Origin of the sequence: Lewinella sp. W8 (genome assembly GCF_004375085.3) — a bacterium.
Lineage (GTDB): Bacteria > Bacteroidota > Bacteroidia > Chitinophagales > Saprospiraceae > Neolewinella.
This window is the reverse complement of the sequence record NZ_SNAQ03000001.1, coordinates 247,324-267,897: the sequence shown is the minus strand read 5'-3', so window position 1 is coordinate 267,897 and position 20,574 is coordinate 247,324. Positions and strand designations below refer to the sequence as shown.

The 20,574-nt window shown below is 57.7% G+C and carries 16 protein-coding genes; 10 read left to right on the top strand and 6 right to left on the bottom strand.

Features of this window, described 5'->3' with window-relative positions:
- Positions 1-150: 150 nt before the first annotated feature.
- From fahA to E1J53_RS01085, 10 genes are all read left to right on the top strand, one after another.
- Positions 151-1,350, top strand: coding sequence for a fumarylacetoacetase (fahA, locus tag E1J53_RS01130; RefSeq protein WP_134270138.1), 1,200 nt, complete (start codon positions 151-153; stop codon positions 1,348-1,350).
- Positions 1,351-1,460: 110 nt separating this feature from the next.
- Entirely contained in the window at positions 1,461-2,252 is a 792-nt protein-coding gene (locus E1J53_RS01125; protein ID WP_134270137.1) for a Nif3-like dinuclear metal center hexameric protein, read from the top strand.
- Positions 2,253-2,287: 35 nt separating this feature from the next.
- Positions 2,288-3,040, top strand: a complete 753-nt coding sequence (locus tag E1J53_RS01120; protein ID WP_134270136.1) for a zinc ribbon domain-containing protein — start codon at positions 2,288-2,290, stop codon at positions 3,038-3,040.
- 186 nt (positions 3,041-3,226) lie between these two features.
- On the top strand, positions 3,227-4,564 hold the full coding sequence (locus E1J53_RS01115) for a saccharopine dehydrogenase C-terminal domain-containing protein (protein WP_134270135.1): 1,338 nt from the start codon (positions 3,227-3,229) through the stop codon (positions 4,562-4,564).
- Between the two features lie 28 nt (positions 4,565-4,592).
- Positions 4,593-5,963 (top strand): lipopolysaccharide biosynthesis protein, encoded by a 1,371-nt coding sequence (locus tag E1J53_RS01110; RefSeq protein WP_134270134.1) that lies wholly within the window; start codon positions 4,593-4,595, stop codon positions 5,961-5,963.
- A gap of 110 nt (positions 5,964-6,073) precedes the next feature.
- On the top strand, positions 6,074-6,793 hold the full coding sequence (locus E1J53_RS01105) for a hypothetical protein (protein WP_134270133.1): 720 nt from the start codon (positions 6,074-6,076) through the stop codon (positions 6,791-6,793).
- Positions 6,794-6,824: 31 nt separating this feature from the next.
- Positions 6,825-7,496, top strand: coding sequence for a hypothetical protein (locus tag E1J53_RS01100; protein WP_134270132.1), 672 nt, complete (start codon positions 6,825-6,827; stop codon positions 7,494-7,496).
- A gap of 255 nt (positions 7,497-7,751) precedes the next feature.
- The gene (gene mfd, locus E1J53_RS01095; RefSeq protein WP_134270131.1) at positions 7,752-11,162 is read left to right on the top strand and encodes a transcription-repair coupling factor; all 3,411 of its coding nucleotides are present in this window, start codon (positions 7,752-7,754) and stop codon (positions 11,160-11,162) included.
- Positions 11,163-11,236: 74 nt separating this feature from the next.
- Positions 11,237-11,755 (top strand): hypothetical protein, encoded by a 519-nt coding sequence (locus tag E1J53_RS01090; RefSeq protein ID WP_134270130.1) that lies wholly within the window; start codon positions 11,237-11,239, stop codon positions 11,753-11,755.
- 111 nt (positions 11,756-11,866) lie between these two features.
- Positions 11,867-12,352: a hypothetical protein gene (locus E1J53_RS01085; RefSeq protein ID WP_134270129.1), complete on the top strand. Its 486-nt coding sequence runs from the start codon at positions 11,867-11,869 to the stop codon at positions 12,350-12,352.
- Positions 12,353-12,417: 65 nt separating this feature from the next.
- On the opposite strand, the gene E1J53_RS01080 is transcribed toward E1J53_RS01085, so the two are convergent.
- The 6 genes from E1J53_RS01080 to E1J53_RS01055 form a co-directional block, all read right to left on the bottom strand.
- Positions 12,418-13,395 (bottom strand): succinylglutamate desuccinylase/aspartoacylase family protein, encoded by a 978-nt coding sequence (locus tag E1J53_RS01080; RefSeq protein ID WP_134270128.1) that lies wholly within the window; start codon positions 13,393-13,395, stop codon positions 12,418-12,420.
- On the bottom strand, positions 13,376-14,404 hold the full coding sequence (locus tag E1J53_RS01075; protein ID WP_134270127.1) for a RimK family alpha-L-glutamate ligase: 1,029 nt from the start codon (positions 14,402-14,404) through the stop codon (positions 13,376-13,378). Before E1J53_RS01075 ends, E1J53_RS01080 begins: the two co-directional genes overlap by 20 nt.
- A complete protein-coding gene (locus E1J53_RS01070) occupies positions 14,401-15,849 on the bottom strand; it encodes a hypothetical protein (RefSeq protein WP_134270126.1) in 1,449 nt (482 codons plus the stop codon). The genes E1J53_RS01075 and E1J53_RS01070 overlap by 4 nt, the downstream gene beginning before the upstream one ends.
- Before the next feature lie 110 nt (positions 15,850-15,959).
- The gene (locus tag E1J53_RS01065) at positions 15,960-16,559 is read right to left on the bottom strand and encodes a YdeI/OmpD-associated family protein (RefSeq protein ID WP_134270125.1); all 600 of its coding nucleotides are present in this window, start codon (positions 16,557-16,559) and stop codon (positions 15,960-15,962) included.
- Positions 16,560-16,991: 432 nt separating this feature from the next.
- Positions 16,992-19,913 carry an excinuclease ABC subunit UvrA gene (gene uvrA, locus E1J53_RS01060; protein ID WP_134270124.1) on the bottom strand — a complete coding sequence of 974 codons (2,922 nt, stop codon included), beginning with the start codon at positions 19,911-19,913 and terminating at the stop codon, positions 16,992-16,994.
- 436 nt (positions 19,914-20,349) lie between these two features.
- Entirely contained in the window at positions 20,350-20,553 is a 204-nt protein-coding gene (locus E1J53_RS01055) for a cold shock domain-containing protein (protein WP_134270123.1), read from the bottom strand.
- Positions 20,554-20,574: the final 21 nt, after the last annotated feature.

Genomic DNA, 20,574 nt, shown 5'->3' with positions numbered 1-20,574 from the left:
GAGCCCCCACCATCGTCGGACGATTCCCATCGCCATCGGCGACACCATCGTCCGACGAATGCGCCCACCAGCCCCCTTTTCCCCTCCCGGGCAACCCTCCGGGCTTGCCGAATGTTGACCTGTTTTGATCACCCGACCAAGTTGTAGTCCTTGTCCACCACTTTACCACTCCCACTGGGTATATTTTCTACGGCGACCAACCAGCGCCGCCGTGCGGGCCTGCGGGCCGGCGATGAGGTCATCGACCTGAGCGCCTGTTTCAATCACACGACCGTATCGGCCCGGCTTCCGGAACGGAAGCGCCTCCGGGAAGCACTCCTCCCGGAGGTGCTCAACGACTATCTCCGGCTGGGCCGGAGCTACCACCAGTCCCTCTGCGAAATACTCGAGGAGGTGGGCATGGACCTGCTGCGGGAAAGCGGCTGCCTCCACCCCCTGGCCGACTGTGACCTTCACCTGCCCGTTGCGGTCGGGGATTACACCGATTTTTACGCTAGCCGGGAACACGCCACGCGCGTAGGCTCCCTTTTCCGGGATCCGGAAAATGCCCTCCCGCCGAACTGGCTCCACCTGCCCATCGGCTACCATGGCCGGGCCTCTTCGGTGGTGGTTTCGGGCACCGGTATTGTGCGGCCGAAGGGACAGTTTAAAAAGCACGGGGATGCCGCACCCCGCTTTGGCCCGAGCCAGCGCCTGGATTACGAATATGAACTGGGGGCGGTGATCGGAAAAGATTCTACGCTCGGCCAGCCGGTCCCCCTGGAGGAGGCAGAGGACTACATCTTCGGCTTCGTCATCCTGAATGACTGGAGTGCCCGCGACATCCAGAAGTGGGAATATCAACCATTGGGACCATTCCTGGGGAAAAACTTTGCCACCAGCATTAGTCCGTGGATCATCCCCCTGGACGCACTAAAGGACGCCCGGGTCTCCACGCCCCACCAGGACCCCACCCCACTCCCCTACCTCCGTCAGGGAGCGTTTCCCACCAATTTTGACATTGAACTCCGTACGGAACTGATTACGAAGGAGGGCAAACGCAGCACCATCAGCGAGGGCAACGCCTCGACACTATACTGGAGCTTTGCCCAGCAGCTTACCCACCACACCGTAAACGGCTGTAACCTCCGGGCGGGAGACCTACTGGGTAGTGGCACCATCAGTGGTCCGACGCAGGATACGGCGGGCTGCCTGCTGGAGCTGACGATGGGCGGCCGCGAGCCGCTGACGCTCGCCGACGGCAGCCAGCGGACCTTTCTCGAAGACGGTGACACCGTCATTTTACGAGCCCGGGCTGGTGAGGTGGATTTCGGGGAAGTTCGCGGCACCATCCGGCCCGCCAACGAATAAATAGCCGGTATGCTGCGTAACTTTGCTCCCGGCGCACGCCACGGCACCTGCGTTCTCGCCACCCTACCCTAACATTGAGGTCAATTTTCTACCTAACCTCCGTTCTCACCATGCCTACCATCAAGGACATTACCGATTACCTAGAATCCATTGCTCCGGCCCACCTGCAGGAGAGTTACGACAATGCGGGACTCATCGTCGGGCACCCGGACACCGAAGTTACCGGGGTGCTGACCAGTCTGGACTGCACCGAGACCATCATTGAGGAGGCCGTAGCCCGGGGCTGCAATATGGTAGTGGCCCATCACCCGATTGTGTTCCGCGGCCTGAAGCGCCTCAACGGCAAAAACTACGTGGAGCGAACGGTGATTAAGGCCATTAAAGAAGGCGTGGCCATTTATGCCATTCACACCAACCTGGACAACGTGAGGCACCGCGGCGTAAATGAGCGCATTGCCCAACGACTCGGGCTGGAAAAGCTACAACTCCTCGCGCCGAAAAATGAGGAGGGAACCGTGGGGTCCGGCATGCTGGGGGTGCTCCCGGAGGCGAAAAGTGAAGAGGAATTCCTGGCGCACCTACGCGATCGTATGGGGGCGAAGGTGGTGCGCCATACCGAAAAACTGGGCAAGAAAATCACTACCGTCGCCGTTTGTGGAGGGTCGGGCGGGTTCCTGCTGCCCCAGGCCAAAGCCGCCGGAGCGGAGGTATTCGTGACGGCGGATTACAAATACCACGAATTTTTCGACGCCGACGGGGAGATCATGATTTGTGATATCGGCCACTATGAAAGCGAACAGTTTACAACTCAATTACTTGCAGAGTTGTTAATTGAGAAATTCCCTACCTTTGCGGTCCTTTGCACGGAACGGATCACCAACCCGGTCCGATACTTCGTGTAAGTCCGCTCCACTAACGATTAAAAATATCCTTCCGCATGGCTCAGACCGAAAAGACGGTAGAAGAAAAAATGCGCGAACTGTACAGTTTGCAAGAAATTGACAGCCAGATCGACGAGATCGAAATCCTGAAGGGCGAACTGCCCATGGAAGTCAGTGACCTGGAAGATGAGATTGCCGGTCTCGATACCCGGATCAACCGCCTGTCCGCTACCGTCAAGGAGCTCCAGCAGGAAATCAGCCGTCACGAAGCCAACATTGCCGAATCTGAACAACTCATTCTTCGTTATGAGGATCAGATGAACAACGTGAAAAACAACCGGGAGTACGAGGCCCTGATGAAGGAGACCGAAATGCAACGGCTCGAGATTCAGCTTTCCGACAAGAAGGCCGGTGGTGCCGCCCGCGAACTGGAAGCCAAGCAGGGTACCCTCTCCGCTACTCAGGAACGCCGGGACGACAAAGTAAAACTACTGGAAGTAAAGCAGGAAGAACTGAAGTCCATCATTGCCAAAACGGAGAAGACGGAGAAGAAACTGCGTCGTCAATCCGAAAAGCAGCGCAAGACGATTGAGGATCGTCTGCTGCGTGGCTACGATAAAATCCGGAAGTCCTACCGTAACGGACTGGCCGTGGTGACCGTAGAGCGGAATGCCTGCGGTGGTTGCTTCAACGCCATCCCCCCCCAGCAACAGCTGGAAATCAGCCAGCGCAAGCGGATCATGATCTGTGAGCACTGCAACCGCATCCTGGTGGACCACAACATCAACGAAGAAGTTCCCGCCGAATAGCGTCCGGGAATTCGAATACATCCGGGAAGGGGAGTAAGTCGACCGACTTGCTCCCCTTCTTCATTTTGTATTGTCCACAATGCCAGGGTGCTACCTTCCGGTTGGGAAGGAATTCCCGGAGCTTGGCCACCTAGCTCCCCCCAGTTGCTTACATTTGCCCCAGCCCTTCTGAACGATTTATTCCAAATGCCCGCAAGAATTCTCATTATTGGAGCTGGCCGCTCCTCCTCCGCCCTGATTCAATATGCTTTGAATAAAAGTTCCGAGTTAGGATGGAACGTCACGGTGGCTGATGCCGACCCTTCCGCCGCCGCCAACAAGGTCAAAGATCATCCCCGGGGTAATCCGGTCTGGTTGGACGTCATGAAGACCAATGACCGCCGGGAACTCATCGGACGGGCGGATATTGTGGTTTCCCTCCTTCCCGCCCACCTTCACCTGGAAGTAGCTCAGGATTGTATCCGGCTCAAAAAGCACCTGGTAACGGCCAGCTACGTCAGTCACGAGCTGTACCGACTCGGAGACGAAGCCCGGAACCGCGAACTGATCTTCATGGGGGAGATGGGGCTCGACCCCGGCATCGACCACATGTCCGCGATGCAGCGCATCAACGAAATCCGGGAAAAGGGTGGAAAAATCAAGGCCTTCCGTTCCTTTACCGGCGGACTGATTGCGCCGGAAAGCAACGACAATCCCTGGGGCTACAAATTCACCTGGAACCCCCGCAACGTAGTGCTGGCTGGCCAGGGAACCGCCCAGTACCTGAATAACGACAAGCTCAAGTTCATCCCGTACCAGCGGTTGTTCAAAACCACCTGGGACGTACACATGGAGGGAATCGGCGACTTCGAAGCCTACGCCAACCGGGACAGCCTGCTCTACCGCGAGCAGTATGGGTTGGACGACATCCCGACCATTCTGCGGGGCACCCTCCGCTACCCCGGATTTGCGGCCGCCTGGGCGGCGCTGGTACGCATCGGCCTGACCAACGGAGACTTCCCCATCCTGGACAGCGAGAAAATCACCTACCACGAGCTCATGGAGGCCTTCGCTCCCGCCGGACCAGGTTCCGTCAAGGACCGTATCGCCCAGATGCTGGGAGTAGACCCCAACGGCGACGTGATGGCCCGTCTCGTCTGGCTGGGCTTATTCCGCAAGAAGAAGATTAAAATTCCCAACGCTACGCCCGCGCTGATCCTGGAACGCCTGCTGCTGGACCGCTGGAAGCTCAATCCGCAAGACAAGGACCTCATCGTCATGCAGCACCAGGTCGACTACAAACTGGACGGAAAGCTGTACCGGGACATTTCCAACCTCACCATGAAGGGTAACGACGCCGAAGACACGGCGATGTCTCGTCTGGTGGGGCTACCGATGGGTATCTTCGTGCGCCTGATCAGCCAGAACAAAATTTCCTCCACCGGCGTCCACATTCCCACGATGCGGGAAGTATATGAGCCCGTGCTGGAGGAGATGGCGGAATACGGGCTAGCCTTTACTCACAAGACCGTGCCGCTGGAATAAGGCGGTGCCGGACTGACGAACAGCCCGTATGTCCAGTCGATCCAGCCTACTCATCCGAGCCGGACAAATCGTCCAGGCCTTACGCCAGGGTGCCCTTATCCTGATTGCGCTGGCCTTGCCCCGTCTCGGACTGGGGTTGACGGAAATCGGACACTGGGAAAGCTTACTCTTCGTTGGTTACATTTTAGGATTTGGCTGGCTGACGGGTTTGCTGCAGGCCTATTTGGTGCGAATTCGGCTTACGCGGCCGGAGGCCGCGCGGAAGTTCTCCCGCCTGGCGCTGGGCACCATTTTTGTGGTCTCCCTGCTCCTGCTGGGCGTGGCGGCCGGTGCCCATCAATGGTTTTTCGACCTGCTCCGACTGGGAGAAACGCCCCCGGGCTGGTGGTGGTACTTCCTCTTTTTACTTACCCAGTGGCCGGGACTGTTCTTCGAGCAGGTGCTGGTGGTTGAGGATCGTCCGCGCGGTCTGCTGGTCTTCGGCACGCTCAGCGCCCTGGGGATGATCATGGCCATTCTCGGGCCGCTACTGGCCGGCGATAGCCTGGAGGGCGCCCTGTACTGGCTGGCGGTTTGTGGCGTCGTGAAGGGCATCCTCATCCTGGGCTGGACCCTCTGGGACTACGTGCTGGACAAGCAAAACAAGCAGCGGGCGATCACCGTGAAGCGCCATGGAAAGCTCACCGGAGCCATGACGGGGGGCCAGGATCGCTGGCGGGAGCTGCTTACGGCCTGGTGGTCAGCGGCCTGGCCGCTGATGATCTACGCCTCCCTCGGAGCGATGGTCACGGCCTTTGACCCCTGGTTTGTGAACTACTGGTACGAGGGGGAAGAAGACACCTTTGCGCTGTTCCGCTACGGTGCGCGCGAACTCCCCCTCCTGGCGGCCGTCACTAACGGCATGATCACCGTGGTGCTACCGCAGTTGACCGAATCCCCGACGGTCGGACTCCAGTTACTGCGAAACAGCTCCCGTCGGCTGTTTCACTGGATATTCCCCGGCACCATTTTACTGCTGGCCACGACGGGCTACTGGTGGGAGCCCCTCTTTACGGCCACCTTCGCGGAGAGCGAACCACTCTTTCGGGCCTATCTCTTCGTGATCGTCAGCCGGTTGTTGTTTCCCGTCCCCGTGCTGACGGCCCTCGGGCACACCCGGATGCTGATGGTTTTCGGCGGGCTTGAGCTCCTACTCAACGTGGCTCTTTCCTTTCTGTTAGCACCGGCCTACGGCCTCCTGGGCATCATCTGGGCCACGGTACTGGCCTACTTCCTGGACAAACTCCTGCTGATGTACTATCTCTACCGGCGCACGGGTATCCGTCCGGGTCACTACCTGGACTTGCGTTGGTATGTGGGCTACGTTGCGGTGTTGATGTTGGTGTATTTATTCTTTTGACGGTCCGATGGCAGGCGGACTACCCTGAGCTTGGGGTGCCAGCATCTCCAACCTCAGATTAACAAAGCTACCGTGGCTTACCTTTAGGAGCGACCACCTACACCCAAGTGATGACTGACCGCCAAGCCCGGATACTTACCCTGACTCTATTCTTTTTCCCCTTGCTACTCCACGGACAGCCGAGCCTGTCGCTAATGGGTGGCTATGAAAACACCACGGTAGTAAAAATGGGGGATACCCGGGATCGTCCGGGCAGGCTACTTGAAGGAGAAACGCGGGGGAATACCAACTTCAGCATCGCCTACACCACCGCTCGCGGACGATTGCTTCGGTATCAAATCAAGCTGAATTTTTCCAGTACCCGGCTCTATTTTGAACAGGGGGCCTTCGGGAGGTTAGGTGGAGGAAAGACCAGTGGCGTGGCGAGCATAAATCGCCTGGCGATGGCCTTCATTCCCGAATGGAGGATGGACCAGGGGCTGTACTTTGGAACGGGTATTTACTTCAGCCAAACCCTCAATAACCCGAGCTTCACGGCTACCTCCACGGGCCAGCTTCGCACGGATTCCACCGTCCAGGAACGTCAGTCGGTCCGGACCGCGCGGCGAAATGAATTCTGGGCCGATCACACCTTCGGCCTCCGCGCCCAGCTATCCTACAGCTGGCCGATCAGTAGCCGGATCGCCCTGGTAGGAGAAGCGGGTTTTGATTACGGCCTTACCCGGGCAACCTCGAGCGATCGGTTCGAGGCCAGCTTTCAGCACCTCTGGGGGAATCTGGGTGTAAAGTATTTCTTCGCGGCTCGACGGACGCTTCAACCTTCGGGATAACCCTATCTTTAGACAAAAGATTACCACCACTATGAGAAGCTATTTACTTGCCCTTACCCTGACCGGGTGCCTGTTCGGCTGTACTGCGCCGGAAGAGACCGCCACCGAAGCAACAGACGTCGCCAAGACCGAAGCCCCGGCGGAAGAGCCCAGCGCCAACCTGCAGTCCATTGACACCGACGAAGCGTTGGTCGCCACGGCCCTGATGGCCGCACCGGAAGAAAGCCGGGCGGAATGCACGGTGATCGGTTACAACATGGCCGGAGCGTTCGTCACCTTCCGGGAAGGGACGAACGATTTAATCTGCCTCACCGACGATCCCAGGAGGGATGGCTTTAATGCCGCCTGCTACCACAAAAGTCTGGAACCCTTCATGGCCCGGGGCCGGGAGTTGCGGGCAGAAGGTAAAAACCGCCAGGAGATCTTTGACATCCGGGAGGAGGAAGTCAAGTCCGGTAAACTCTCGATGGGCAAAGAGGGCACCACCTTGCACATCTACTACGGGAAAGAAACCCAGTACGACCCCGAGACCGCCATAGTGGAGGGTGCCGTCTACCGCTACGTAGTCTACCTTCCCTTCGCCACCGCCGCTTCTACGGGGCTGCCCGAAGCCCCGATCGCCCCCAATCACCCCTGGATCATGGACCCGGGCACGCACCGAGCGCACATCATGATTTCCCCGATCAATGAGCCGATGGAATAAATAGGTGGCGGTTCGGAGCTGGCGATCGTCCCTATCTCATTTTTGCCGGCATGGCTCCTTCAGATAATCACTGCTCCCCGGCTGAGCACGAGGGTTCCGTTATCACTGCACCTGCCGCAGGCCAAAATTCAGCTACGGATTTACCTGCGGGCACTACCGCAAACCAGCGACTGAATCTCCGCTACTGGAGAACTATGTATTCCGCCCGGCTGTTAAGGAGGCGTTGACGAAATAAGACGTTCCGTATCCCGCTCCATGGCGAATTCCCCCGATCCGACCCAAACACTACTGCAACGCTACACCGACAGTGAGCGGGTGGCCAAAATTTCCCGTCTGAGTAAGGAGGGAAAGGCCCCGCGTTTGCAGCTTAAAGGTCTGGCGGGTGCCCTGGAGAGTATGCTCATTGCGGCGACCTATCGTCACCGGGGCGGCCACCACCTGGTCGTTGCCGCCGACAAAGAGGAGGCCGCCTACATTCAAAATTCGATTGCGGCGCTTTTGCCAAAAAAGCAGGTGCGGCTGCTGCCGGACAGTTTCCGCCGCCCCCTCTATTTCGAGGTGCTCGACCCCACGAACGTCCTGCTGCGGACCGAGACCATCAATTACCTGACACATTCCAAGTCTAAGGGAGAAATTGTGGTTACCTATCCGGAAGCCCTCTTTGAGCAGGTCGTTGCTCCGGCGGAATTGACCAGCTCCCGGATCGAAATGACCAAAGGGGAGACGCTGGACGTGGATACCATCATTACCGTCCTGGCGGAGTACGGTTTCAAGCGGCAAGACTTCGTCTACGAGCCCGGCCAGTTCAGTATCCGGGCCGGCATCGTGGACATCTTCAGCTACGGCAACGAATTCCCCTACCGAATTGAATTGTTCGACGACGAGATCGAAAGTATCCGAACCTTTGATCCCCTGCAACAGCTTTCCATCGACAAAGTGGAGTACGTCAGTATCGTCCCGAACATCAACACCAAATTCGGACGGGATCAGAAGACCAGCATCTTTGAAGTCCTGCCGGAGGATTCCACCATCTGGATGCGCGACTTTCAGTTGCTGCTGGACCGGCTGGGAGAATGCTTCAAGCGCGCCGAAGCGTTTGCCAAGAACCTGACGATCATTGACGACGAGGAGCTGGCCAACATCTTCCGGGACCGGGCCTTCATCCGGCCCGGAGAAGTACTGGCCGACGTGGAGCAGAAGCCGATCATCTTCATCAGCGATTACCAGCAGAGCATGGGCATCGATCACACCATCGATTGCCGCGCCAAACCCCAGCCCAGCTTCAACAAGAATTTTGAGTTGCTGATTCGCAACCTGAACGAAAACACCAGCAACGGGCTTACCAATTTCCTCTTTACCGATAACCCGAAGCAGATTGAGCGCTTCTACGCCATCTTCAACGACCTGGACGCCAGCGTTCGCTTCGAGCCCATACCCATTGCGATTCACGCGGGCTTTATTGACTCCGAACTCGGGGCCGCCTGCTACACGGACCATCAGATCTTTGAACGCTACCACCGCTACAAGCTTCGGCGGGGCTTCACCAAGGACAAGGCCCTCAACCTGCGGATGCTGCGCGACCTTTCCACCGGGGATCTGGTCGTACACATCGATCACGGCGTAGGAAGGTTCTCCGGCCTCGAAAAGCTGGAAATCAACGGGCACACCCAGGAGAGTGTCCGACTGGTCTACAAAAATAACGACATCCTCTACGTCGGCATCAACTCCCTGCACAAGCTGTCCAAGTACAGCGGAAAGGACGGTGCGTTGCCCCGCCTGGACAAGATCGGTGGGGAAGCCTGGAAGAACCTGAAGAGCCGGACGAAGAAAAAGATGAAGGACATGGCCGGAGAGCTCATCAAGCTCTACGCCAAACGGAAAGCTACGCCGGGGCATGCCTTTCCACCCGACGGCTACCTCCAAAACGAACTGGAGGCCAGTTTCATCTACGAAGACACCCCGGATCAGCTCAAGGCCACCAACGACGTGAAGGAGGACATGATGAAGCCCCATCCGATGGACCGTTTGATCTGCGGTGACGTAGGTTTCGGGAAAACGGAAGTGGCCCTGCGCGCGGCCTTCAAGGCCGCGGCTGACGGGAAGCAGGTCGCCGTGCTGGTGCCCACGACCATCCTGGCCCTGCAACACTACCGTACCTTCAGCGAGCGGCTGGGTGAGTTCGGGGTGGACGTAGACTACATCAACCGCTTCCGCACCGCGAAGCAAAAAACGGACATCTTCAAACGGCTGAAGGAGGGCAAGATCGACGTCCTGATCGGGACGCACGCCATTCTGTCCAAGCGTACCGAGTTCAAGGATCTCGGCCTGCTGATCGTGGACGAAGAGCAAAAATTCGGGGTGAAAGCCAAGGAAAAGCTGCGTTCCATGCAGGTGAACGTAGACACCCTCACCCTAACGGCCACCCCGATCCCCCGAACGCTACAGTTCAGCCTCATGAACGCCCGGGACCTTTCCGTGATCCGCACACCGCCGCCCAACCGTCAGCCCATCCACACCGAGGTTCGGGTCTTCAACGAGGAGGTGATGAAGGAAGCTATCGAAAACGAGGTGTATCGGGGCGGGCAGGTCTTCTTCGTTCATAACCGCGTAAAGTCCCTGGTGGACATGGTCACGATGCTCCGCCGCCTGTGCCCGGACGTACAGTTTGCGCAGGCTCACGGACAGATGGACCCGAAGGAACTCGAGAAAACCCTGATCGAATTCATCGACCGGAAGTACGACGTGCTGGTGTGCACCAACATTATTGAAACGGGACTGGACATCGCCAATGCGAACACCATCATCATCAATAATGCCCACCAGTTCGGGCTCTCCGACCTGCACCAGCTTCGCGGCCGGGTGGGACGCTCCAACAAGAAGGCCTACTGCTACTTGATTGCTCCGCCGCTGAGTGTACTGACGCCCGAAGCCCGTAAACGACTCCGAACACTGGAAGAATTCAGCGATCTGGGCAGCGGCTTCAACATCGCCATGAAGGACCTCGACATCCGGGGAGCGGGCAACCTCCTGGGCGGTGAGCAATCCGGCTTTATCGCCGACATCGGCTACGAGACCTACCAGCGAATTCTGGAGGAAGCCGTACGGGAACTCAAGCAGGGTGAATTCAAGGACATCTTCGCCGATCAGATGACCGAAGCCAGTGACTTCGTGCGCGAGGTAACCATCGAAACCGATACGGAGATGCATCTGCCGACCGCCTACGTGGAAAGTACGCAGGAGCGGCTCCGGCTGTATCAGGAGTTGGACAATATTCCCGACGAGGAAGGACTGCAGCAGTTCGCCGCCGGCCTCGCCGATCGCTTCGGCCCCATCCCCCCCGAAGCGGAAGAACTCTTCGACGGCCTCCGCTTGCGGTGGTTGTGTAGGGAGCTGGGCTTCGAACGGCTCATCCTGAAAAACGATAAGCTGATTCTCTTCTTCGTGGAAGACGCGCAATCGCTGTACTACGATTCCGACACCTTTCGCGCCATCAGTAAAATCATCGCCGAAGAGGGTATGCTGCGGGGACTGCGCCTCAAGCAAACGCCCCGACGCCTGTCGCTGAGCAAGGAAAACGTAAAGTCTCTCGCCGCAGCTCAAGACGTACTGGAGGGGCTCTCCAAGCGCGTAGCGACCATTCGGGAGGAGGAAAAAGTCACCCTCTAAATGCCATAAACGGTTATCAAACAGCGGTATAGGTCATTGTTTCGTTACTTTAGGGTAACTACATCACGCTTCCGATGAAACACCTCCTACCCCTTATCTGTATTTGTGCCCTGCTGTGGACCTGCGACCGGGGAGAACCCTTCACGCCAGAAATCCCGGAGGGACTGGGAGAAAGCGACCACGTCTTAATTTTCGGAGCGGTTGGCGGATTTGGTTTCCGTGATTTCTATCGTTTTGCCGACGGCAAAACTTCCCGTGACCGGTACCCTACTACGCCCGGAAGCCCCACTGCATCGGCTTTACCCTTTACCCAGCCGGAAGCCATTGAACGACGGCACTGGGAGGTAATCCCGGAGGTTGAAGCGGCTTTGATTGGACGGGACCTTCTTGCCGACTTCCCCTTCGAAGCCTTTTCCGAACTGGCATCCGCTCACTATTGTGGAGAATTAGCCGTGGATGGCGTATGCTCCGCCGTGGCGGTTTATGATAAGAAGGAAGGTACTTACTCCTGGTTTAGCGGAAACTTTGCGGATCATCCCGTGCTGGAAGACTATATGAAAAAAGTTTGGCGGGCCTGGGGGCGTGTACATTGAATAGCTGCATTGCTTTTAACAAAGCTTTAGCTAAAAGCCCCCCAACGCCCTTTGGTGATTTTACGTCTAGCCGGATAGATAACCGCCCAAATCACCAAAATTCCTTCAACAATGAAATATCTAGTAATTATCCTTTCTCTGGTATTCGTGTGCTTCTCCGGCTGCGACCAGGAAGACATTCGTAAAAGCCCCGACCAGAACGACGAAGTCTTTATCGTCGGTCACGTCGGTGGTTGGCTGGGTTCCCGGGCCCTGATGCTAAACAAGGGCGTGCTTCTGGTCAGTAAGGAGCAGGCCGGTGTGGAAATGAACGCCGCTCAGATCGTCAACGATCTGGAGTGGGAAGTCCTCGCCGATAATGAGGCAAGAAACCGGATCGAGGCCCTTGCCGCGGAATTCCCCGCTGACCTTTTCACCGATGATCGTCAATCCACCGCCTGCACGGTAGCGGCCGTGGACGGACAGTGTCCCTTCGTCATCAAAGTGGACACCAAGGACGCCATCCGGGTGTGGACCTGGGACAGCCCCTCCACTACCGGTCCGAGCGACGTTTACATGCGCGGACTCAGCCAGGTGGTGTACGAGGTGCTCGAGTAGACCCGATTATGCCCGCAAATAAGTCAAGGTGGCCCCGTTACGATGTCGTAACGGGGCCAGCTATTTTATTCAATACCCAGATGCAGAATCCTGCCGCCACTCTGGTTCACGGGGTTAGTTGATTTCCCGATGACCACCCCGTTTTCCGGGGCGTGGTACTGATCGATCACCCGCCCGAAGACGTCGCGCAGGCTGGCGATCAGGTCGCCCTTTTTGATCCGTTCGAGCAGATCGACGTGCACCTGCAGCAAGCCGCCCTTTCTGGCGTAAATCCAGAAACTACGCTTGCAGAGAATGACGGGCTTCTCCGGACCGACAATCTCGTCGTCCGTCATCTTCAGGTGACTAAGTACGTTGTGTACCCCCACCAGACCACTGCGGATGAGCCGCTTCTGGTACACACTGGGGTTGCCTACCTCCAGGGTGATGGCGGGAATGTCCATATCGTCCGCTACCCCGCGGAAGGTGCCGTCATTAGGTGGGTTATGAACGATCAGCTGGGGATTCTGCAGTAACGCCAGCTGACGGGTAATTTCCTGGCTCATGTCCGCCCGGACGTAGTAACTGTTCACCCTGCCCCGACTGGCGGTATGCAGGTCGAGCAGGAAGTCCAACTTCTTCAAAAACCGATCCACCAGCCGGAAGGCGTACACTTCACTGGCGTTGCCAAATTCGTTGCCGGGCATGAGGTGGTTGAGGTCTTTGCCGTCGGCAAAGAAGCGCTGCTGGCGAAAGAACCCGGGTATATTGACCACCGGAATGGCCACCACGGTCCCCGCGAGTTCATCCACTTCCAGGTCGGCAAACAATCGCTGGATGACCGACACGCCGTTCAGTTCATCGCCGTGGAGGGCGGCGGTCAGGCCCAGCACGGGGCCATCCTTGACGCCCCGTGCCACCATCAGTGGCACACACATGGGTTCGCCCAGACCGTCGCTGGCCAGCTGAAGCCAGTAGTTCTGGGTGGTGCCCTTAGCCGTTTGCTCGGGCAGAAATTCGAGGATGTGGGGCAGGGCCCCTTCCCTATTCGTAAAGGAAGTCATAGATTCCGTTTATCGTTTGTTGGAGAACCGGGCGACCGGACTGGGCTTCCGCCTGCGGGAAGCCGCCAATACTATTCGTATTCAGTTCCGATAAAACCCGAATGCCGTCGTCATTCATCAGGGTATCCGCCCCGTAGATCACGATACCTTTTTCCTTTAACTTGGGGCTGATGGCGGCAATCATATCCCGTTCTTCGGGGGTTACCTCGGCGGGCACCGACCGCCCCCCGCGCGCCACGTTACACAACCACTCACCCGGAGGAGGCAGACGCAGACTGGCGCCGAGGATTTGGCCGTTGACCACGAGGATGCGCTTGTCGCCCTCGGTCACCCGGGACAAGTATTCCATGGCCAGATAGTGCCCCGCCTCAATGCGCGTTCGGGCGGCGTCGAGGAAGGACGCCAGGGTCATCGTCTCCCCGTCCCATTCCACTTCCTGTCCGGAAATCTTCACCAGCCCGCGACCGCCGTAATCGCGTAGTGGTTTGAGGACGATCGGGCGTTCGTCGGCAAAAGCCTGCACCTCGGAAGTTGTTTTCACCCTGCGCACCGCCGGCGTAAAATTCGGAAAATGCAGGAGAAATTCCTTGCTTCCGGTTTCCAGGATGCCGGTGGGGTCGTTGATAATTTTGGGCGAACGGGGCGTGTAGTGAAACGGAATACTCGGCTCAGCCGGTGCAGGTGCCATGGACGTCAGAAAGGCAAAGAAGGCGGGATCCGCCGGCGGCGGCAACCGCAGCCAGACGACGTCAAAGGTTTCCCAGTCCGCCAGCAGCTTGCCTTCCGACCAATCGGTGGTCTCAAAAGCAAAATCCGTGTCGGCTTTCAGTCCGTAAAGCGGCGCCGGCTGGCCCGCGAAGAAGGTGGCGTTGCGGGCGTCGCCCCGACTGGCCACCGAAATACCGGCCGTGCGGTCGTCACCCGCCAGGGTACGCAGGAGGGCGTACAGCGAGTTTTCCGGGCTGTGTCCCCGGTGGTCGGTCAGGACCAAAAATTGTCGTTTACTCATGATAGGATTTCGCTCAACAGGGCGGCATCGTCATTCAGCGAGCGGAACAGCCGCATACTGAATTTCCCCTTCTTGGTGAATAATTGCGCCGCCATCTTGTCGATTGCGATGGTAGATAATACGGTCTGGATGTAGGCTTCGATCAAATCATCGATGCCGATCCCGAGGCGGTTGAAGTCCCGGCGGTCCATCAGGAGCAGTCGGCTCACGTCACTGGTCCACTGGTTGTCACCGAGTTTTTCGGAGAGGTTGGTTCCCAGGATGGCCCAGGAATCCGTTCCATCGGTCAGTTCGTCCGCCAGGGGAGCCCGGGCCCGCCGGCTGTAGCAGGCCAGGGGACGAATCCCCTTGGGCGTACTGCTCACCATCATTCGGACGTCGCAGACGTAGGTGTTACCCTGTTTGTCCGGCACGGTACCCACGTGAAAGAAGCGACCGGCGGCGCCCGCGGAGCTCCACTGGTAATTGCCGATCAAGCTCTGGACGATGAAGCGGTCGTAGGAAGTTTCCATCGCCATAAAGGCCTCCAACTCCCGCTCATTGGTGATGGTAAATACTCCCTGCCCGGCGTTGCTGTAGGGAATCTTCACGACGGCCTGCCCGCCCCAGCGGGCAATCCACAGGGGGATTTCCTCCTTGGCCACGTCCCGGATGGTTTCCGGGGCGTGGATGCGCAGGCCACTCCCGGCCAGCTCTCCGTTGAAGAAGTCGTAGGCCTTGGCCGCCACCAGTTTATTGCGCCCTCCGGCCAGGCAGGCGGAAATCGGATTGAGGATGCGGGTCCGGCAGGTGATGGGCAGCCGCGTCCAGGGACGTTGGGTCAGGTAGCGGAAAGCCGCCCGCAGCGGCACCCACTCTTCGTTATGCCGGGCCCAAAGCTGCTGGTCCTCCAGTTTCAGGTTCCGCGTGGGCGCATCGTCGTAGTCGGTAATCAGCAGAACTTCTTCGTCGAAGACGTCGGCAATGACTTCCGCGTAACCCGTGGCCTCCATGGCATTTTTGTCGTAGATCACGGCCAGTTTTCCGTTGATCCGGGATCCTCCACTGCGTTTGTTTACGTAGGGTAGGAAGGTCCGCTCGACGAGGCGGCGGTAGCCGCCTTCTTCTTCATGATCGTCCAGCAACGGCATGGATTTTTGCCCGCTTGGACAGCTGTTGTTTTCGATCACCACCATCCGCCGTCGGCCTTCGGCCGTGGTGGCGTGGATAAGGTCGGCACCGCTCCAGAGAAAGTGTTTGCACTCGTAGCGCAGCAACTCGAGCAGTTTTACCCGATCAGTTTTCGGGTTGAGGTGACAATATCGATTTACGATCCGCTCCGGGGCCAAATTCAGGAAGAAACTTACCAGCGGATGGATGGTGGCATTAAGTGCCTTGGGATACCAGTGGGTCTCGGGGCTAAAGGAGCCGGGAGAAACCACCTTGACGGGTGCATTATTGGTCAATCGTGTACCGATTAGGTTAGGCTAAGAGGAATCAAAGTTACCCGCATTTCGCTGATTATGGCAAAAATTATTTGCCCCTTCGTGGATAAGCGGTAGGCTTAATACTGCCTTTACTTACGGTACTGATCGTTCAGCCCCTTTCCCTCCGCGATGAGTCCGAGGGACTTCTCCAGACGGGAGGCGCGGGTGGCCGCGCGTTTGGCCGAGCCGATGTATTCGCAGTAGTCCCGTTGCCGACCGGGCGTTAGTTTTTCGTAGGCCGCCGCCAGGGCGGGTTGGCTGGCCAGCGCCTCCCTGAGTTCCGCTGGCATCGGCACCTCCGGGGCGGGAGCGGGCTTCATTTTCAGGCCCATGGCCTGGTTTTCTACGGCCTGAGCCATAAAAGTCCGGACCAGCTCTTCGTCCACCGCTTCTCCAGGACCGAATCGGAGCTGACGTTGCGAGACCGTCTTCCCCGGACTGGCGTTCACCAAACGTTCGTTGGGATCGGGGAGCAAAGCACCCTGCATGAACCACACCCCGACGTACTGCTTGGTGTGAAAAAGACCGGCCACGTTCTTTTTCCCCAGGCTGTACACCGGAAAGGCCCACTTGATGGCTTCCTCCAGGTCGTCGAAGGAAAGCATGATCTCCCGTATTTTGATTAGCTGTGGGCGCCAGTGATCGGGGGCTTCGGCCAGGTAAGCCGCAACGGAAGCAGGTTTTTTCACGGTGGTAGCTTTTGTGGACGCCCCTTTCCTCCCACTTAGGGGTAAGATTCATCCGCTTGAATGGATACTTGCTTGAAAATAATTAACTCAGAGAAAACGCGCCTGGGTTTGGAACTCCACGGAAGAACCCTACCTTGTGACAACCTGCCTGATTATTCGACCTGAACGAACCCTGAACATACTGCCTTAGCGCTTATCCCAAGAACTATGAAATACATTTTCCTGATGCTTTTGCTGATTGCCCTGCTGTTTGGGTAATCAACGAACGCCTGCCTACCACAAGCTCGGGTACCCGTTCAGGGGCTACCCGACATTTTTCAGCCCCCCCCCCTTGAAGGACAATTGTCCAACACCGATTCCGCCTGTTGGGCAGGATCCGGTCCGGGTGTCGTATGGGAGTATTGATTTTCCCACACTCCGTGATAACTCTTTCTATTTCAGTTCTTCCTTCAGGAAGCGTCCGGTATGGCTTTCCTTCACTTTGGCGACCTGTTCGGGCGTGCCCTTGGCCACCACGGTACCTCCTCCCCGGCCCCCTTCCGGCCCCATATCGATGATGTAATCCGCTACTTTGATCACGTCCATGGTGTGTTCAATCACGATGACGGTATTGCCCTTGTCGACCAGTCCCTGCAGTACCTTGAGCAGGTACTGGATGTCTTCAAAGTGTAGTCCCGTCGTGGGTTCATCAAGAATGTAGACGGTTTGCCCGGTGGCCCGCTTACTGAGTTCTTCGGCCAGCTTTACGCGTTGGGCCTCTCCGCCCGACAGGGTGGTGGCCCGCTGCCCCAGGGTGATGTAGCCCAGGCCAACGTCCGCCAGCGTCTTCAGGCGGCGGTAAATCTTGGGGATCGGCTGAAAGAATTCACAAGCCTCGGCCACCGACATATTGAGCACGTCGGTAATGGATTTGCCCTTATACAGGATTTCGAGGGTCTCCCGGTTATAGCGTTGTCCCTGGCAGGTTTCGCATTCCACGTCTACGTCCGGCAGGAAGTTCATCTCAATGGTGCGGTAGCCGGAACCCTTACAGGTCTCACAGCGCCCGCCCTTGACGTTGAAGCTGAAGCGACCGGGTTTGTACCCCCGGATTTTCGCCTCCGGAAGCTCCGTAAACAGGGCCCGGATATCGGTAAAGACACCGGTGTAGGTAGCGGGATTCGACCGCGGCGTCCGCCCGATGGGCGACTGGTCAATGTCGATCACCTTGTCCACGTGCTCCAGCCCCTTGATTTTCTTGTAGGGCATGGGACGCTTCAGGCTCTTGTAGAAGTGTTGCCGAAGAATGGGATAGAGGGTCTCATTGATCAGCGTCGACTTGCCGGACCCACTCACCCCGGTCACCAAAGTGAAAGTCCCCAGTGGAACCTTGATGTTGATGTCCTTCAGATTATTTCCGCTGGCGCCCCGTAATTCCAGGAATTTACCACTACCCTTCCGCCGGGTTTCGGGCACCGCAATTTCACGGCGCCCCGCCAGGTAGTCACTGGTAATGCTCCCCGCATTTTTCTTCTGCAGAAAAACCTTTGGGGGGCCCGCGGTAACGACCGCACCCCCACGAACTCCGGCCCCGGGCCCCAGGTCCAGCAGGTAGTCACTGGCCATCATGATGTCCTTGTCGTGCTCCACCACCAGGACGGTGTTGCCGATATCCGTCAGTTCCCGCAGGGCACTGATGAGCCGCTGATTGTCGCGCTGGTGCAGTCCGATGGAGGGTTCGTCAAGGATGTAGGTGATGCCGGTTAACTGACTGCCGATCTGCGTAGCCAGCCGGATGCGCTGGGCCTCCCCGCCGGAAAGCGACCGGCCCGGCCGGTCGAGGCTCAGGTAGCCCAGCCCTACGTGCAACAGGAAACGCAGGCGGAAGCGGATTTCCTTCAGAATGTCGGTCGCGATCAGGGTCGTCCTTTCGTCCATCCCCTCCTCGGCGGTTTCCATCCACTCGCCCAGCTCGTTCAGGTCCATCTGCGCCAGGTCGCTGATCGTCTTGTCCTTGATCTTGTAATGCCGGGCCTCTTTGCGCAGGCGGGCGCCCTCACATTCGGGGCACTCATCGATGGTCATGAATTCTTCCGCCCACTGCCGGATGCGCTCGCTGGTCGTCTCCTCGTACCAGCGGCTGAGCATGTTCATCAGGCCGTTCTTCTCCACGTCCCAGACCATGTCGTGGGCAATCCGGTCGTACTTACTCTTCTTCTTTCGTCCCTTCTCCCGCTTGCCGTAAAGAATGACGTTGAGGGATTCTTCGGCGATGTTCTCAATGGGCTCGGACAACTTGAACTTATACGTCCGGGCCATCTTCTTGATCTGAGTAAAGGTCGTATTGTCCCGACTTTCCCCCAGGGGTGCCAGGCCACCCTTACTGATGCTTTTGCTGCGGTCCGGGATCACCTTATCGATGTCCGGAGCGTTCACCTTCCCCAATCCCTTGCAGGTTGGGCAGTAGCCGTAGGGCGAATTGAAGCTGAAGGTATTCGGACTGGGTTCTTCGTAGCTGATGCCGTTTTCGGCGTCCATCAGGTTTTTGGAAAAGGGCGCTACTTCCCCACTTTCCATGTCCTGAATGAAGATTAACCCGTCGCTCATTTTCAGGGCGGTCTGCAGGCTTTGACTCAGCCGGTCCCGCCGGTCCTCGCTCATTTTGATGCGATCGACGACCAGCTCGATGTCGTGAATTTTGAACCGGCTCACCTGCATCCCTTCCGTGAGGTCCTGGATTTCTCCGTCCACCCGCATCTTGGTGTAGCCCTGCTTGCGCATCTGCTCGAACAGTTCCCGGTAGTGCCCCTTCCGCCCCCGCACGAGGGGGGCCAGGACAATTATTTTCTTGCCCGCGTACTGGTTGGCGATCTGGTCGAGCATCTGCTCTTCCGTGTAGCGCAACATGGGTTTGCCGCTCACGTAGCTGTAGGCCGTGCCCGCTCGCGCGTAGAGCAGTCGCAGAAAATCGTAAATCTCGGTTACCGTGCCCACCGTGGAACGGGGACTGCGATTGGTGGTCTTCTGTTCGATGGAGATCACCGGACTGAGCCCCGTGATCTGCTCCACGTCGGGTCGCTCCATGGTGCCCATAAACTGCCGGGCGTAGCTACTGAAGGTCTCCATGTAGCGCCGTTGCCCCTCGGCGTAAATCGTGTCGAAGGCCAGGCTGGATTTCCCGCTCCCACTCAGTCCCGTAATCACGACCAGCTGGTTGCGGGGAAGCTCGACGCTGATGTCCTTAAGGTTGTGCTCCTTGGCCCCGGTAACGGAGATGAACCGTTCGGCGTGGGGCAATTCGGGCGCGGACGCAGGTGCAGCGGTCTTCCCGGTGGCCGGGGACTTTTTCTTAGCGGCGGATTTTGCGGAGGGCATACTTTTTCTTTCCGGCCCCGAATCCAGTTATCAGAGCCACATCTTGCAACGGATCAAAGATAATAAGGTTGGACCACGTTTCGTGTCAAAAAATATAAATATTCAACAATTCGAACTTTATTCGGCAGTCAAAATGCTTTTCAGAAGCCACATGGCTAACCTAACTACTGTTTTACCCATTTCCGTACTACCCCCTGACCCAACCGGACGCTCGCAGGACCGCTTCGCGGATGCTAAGAGATCCTCATTTCTACCGTTGTTTTTTGCCGTTCCCCCTTTTCAAAACCTCACCGATTCTTGTCAGAGATTCATCCCCATTACCGTACTACCCACTACCCCCTATCCAAATACCTTGCACCTGCGCGCCGTCGCAATTTTTGAAAATCAACGACTCCGATGAGTTACGGAACTCGGGACCGCCGCCAAAAGAAATTCCTTATCCCATCCCCGCCAGCCTAACCTCATCGGCGTAATACCCGCCCCGGTCCTGCCGGAGGTAGAAGCGCACCAGATCCCCCTTTTTAAGGGAGGGGCTCCGCACGTTCCGGGTTCGGAAATGGAACTCTTCCCGCGTGCCTTCCAGTCGGAGGTACCCATAGCCCCGTTCCGGTAAAAAGAAGATGATCACACCTAATTGCATGGCTTAAAGATAGACACTCGG

What these genes read in the sequence shown, in the direction of transcription:
- E1J53_RS01075 (WP_134270127.1), bottom strand. Translation starts at nt 14,404, where the DNA reads ATGAGTAAACGACAATTTTTGGTCCTGACCGACCACCGGGGACACAGC.
- E1J53_RS01110 (WP_134270134.1), top strand. Translation starts at nt 4,593, where the DNA reads ATGTCCAGTCGATCCAGCCTACTCATCCGAGCCGGACAAATCGTCCAG.
- uvrA (WP_134270124.1), bottom strand. Translation starts at nt 19,913, where the DNA reads ATGCCCTCCGCAAAATCCGCCGCTAAGAAAAAGTCCCCGGCCACCGGG.
- E1J53_RS01085 (WP_134270129.1), top strand. Translation starts at nt 11,867, where the DNA reads ATGAAATATCTAGTAATTATCCTTTCTCTGGTATTCGTGTGCTTCTCC.
- E1J53_RS01090 (WP_134270130.1), top strand. Translation starts at nt 11,237, where the DNA reads ATGAAACACCTCCTACCCCTTATCTGTATTTGTGCCCTGCTGTGGACC.
- E1J53_RS01100 (WP_134270132.1), top strand. Translation starts at nt 6,825, where the DNA reads ATGAGAAGCTATTTACTTGCCCTTACCCTGACCGGGTGCCTGTTCGGC.
- E1J53_RS01120 (WP_134270136.1), top strand. Translation starts at nt 2,288, where the DNA reads ATGGCTCAGACCGAAAAGACGGTAGAAGAAAAAATGCGCGAACTGTAC.
- E1J53_RS01105 (WP_134270133.1), top strand. Translation starts at nt 6,074, where the DNA reads ATGACTGACCGCCAAGCCCGGATACTTACCCTGACTCTATTCTTTTTC.
- E1J53_RS01125 (WP_134270137.1), top strand. Translation starts at nt 1,461, where the DNA reads ATGCCTACCATCAAGGACATTACCGATTACCTAGAATCCATTGCTCCG.
- E1J53_RS01055 (WP_134270123.1), bottom strand. Translation starts at nt 20,553, where the DNA reads ATGCAATTAGGTGTGATCATCTTCTTTTTACCGGAACGGGGCTATGGG.
- mfd (WP_134270131.1), top strand. Translation starts at nt 7,752, where the DNA reads ATGGCGAATTCCCCCGATCCGACCCAAACACTACTGCAACGCTACACC.
- E1J53_RS01080 (WP_134270128.1), bottom strand. Translation starts at nt 13,395, where the DNA reads ATGACTTCCTTTACGAATAGGGAAGGGGCCCTGCCCCACATCCTCGAA.
- E1J53_RS01115 (WP_134270135.1), top strand. Translation starts at nt 3,227, where the DNA reads ATGCCCGCAAGAATTCTCATTATTGGAGCTGGCCGCTCCTCCTCCGCC.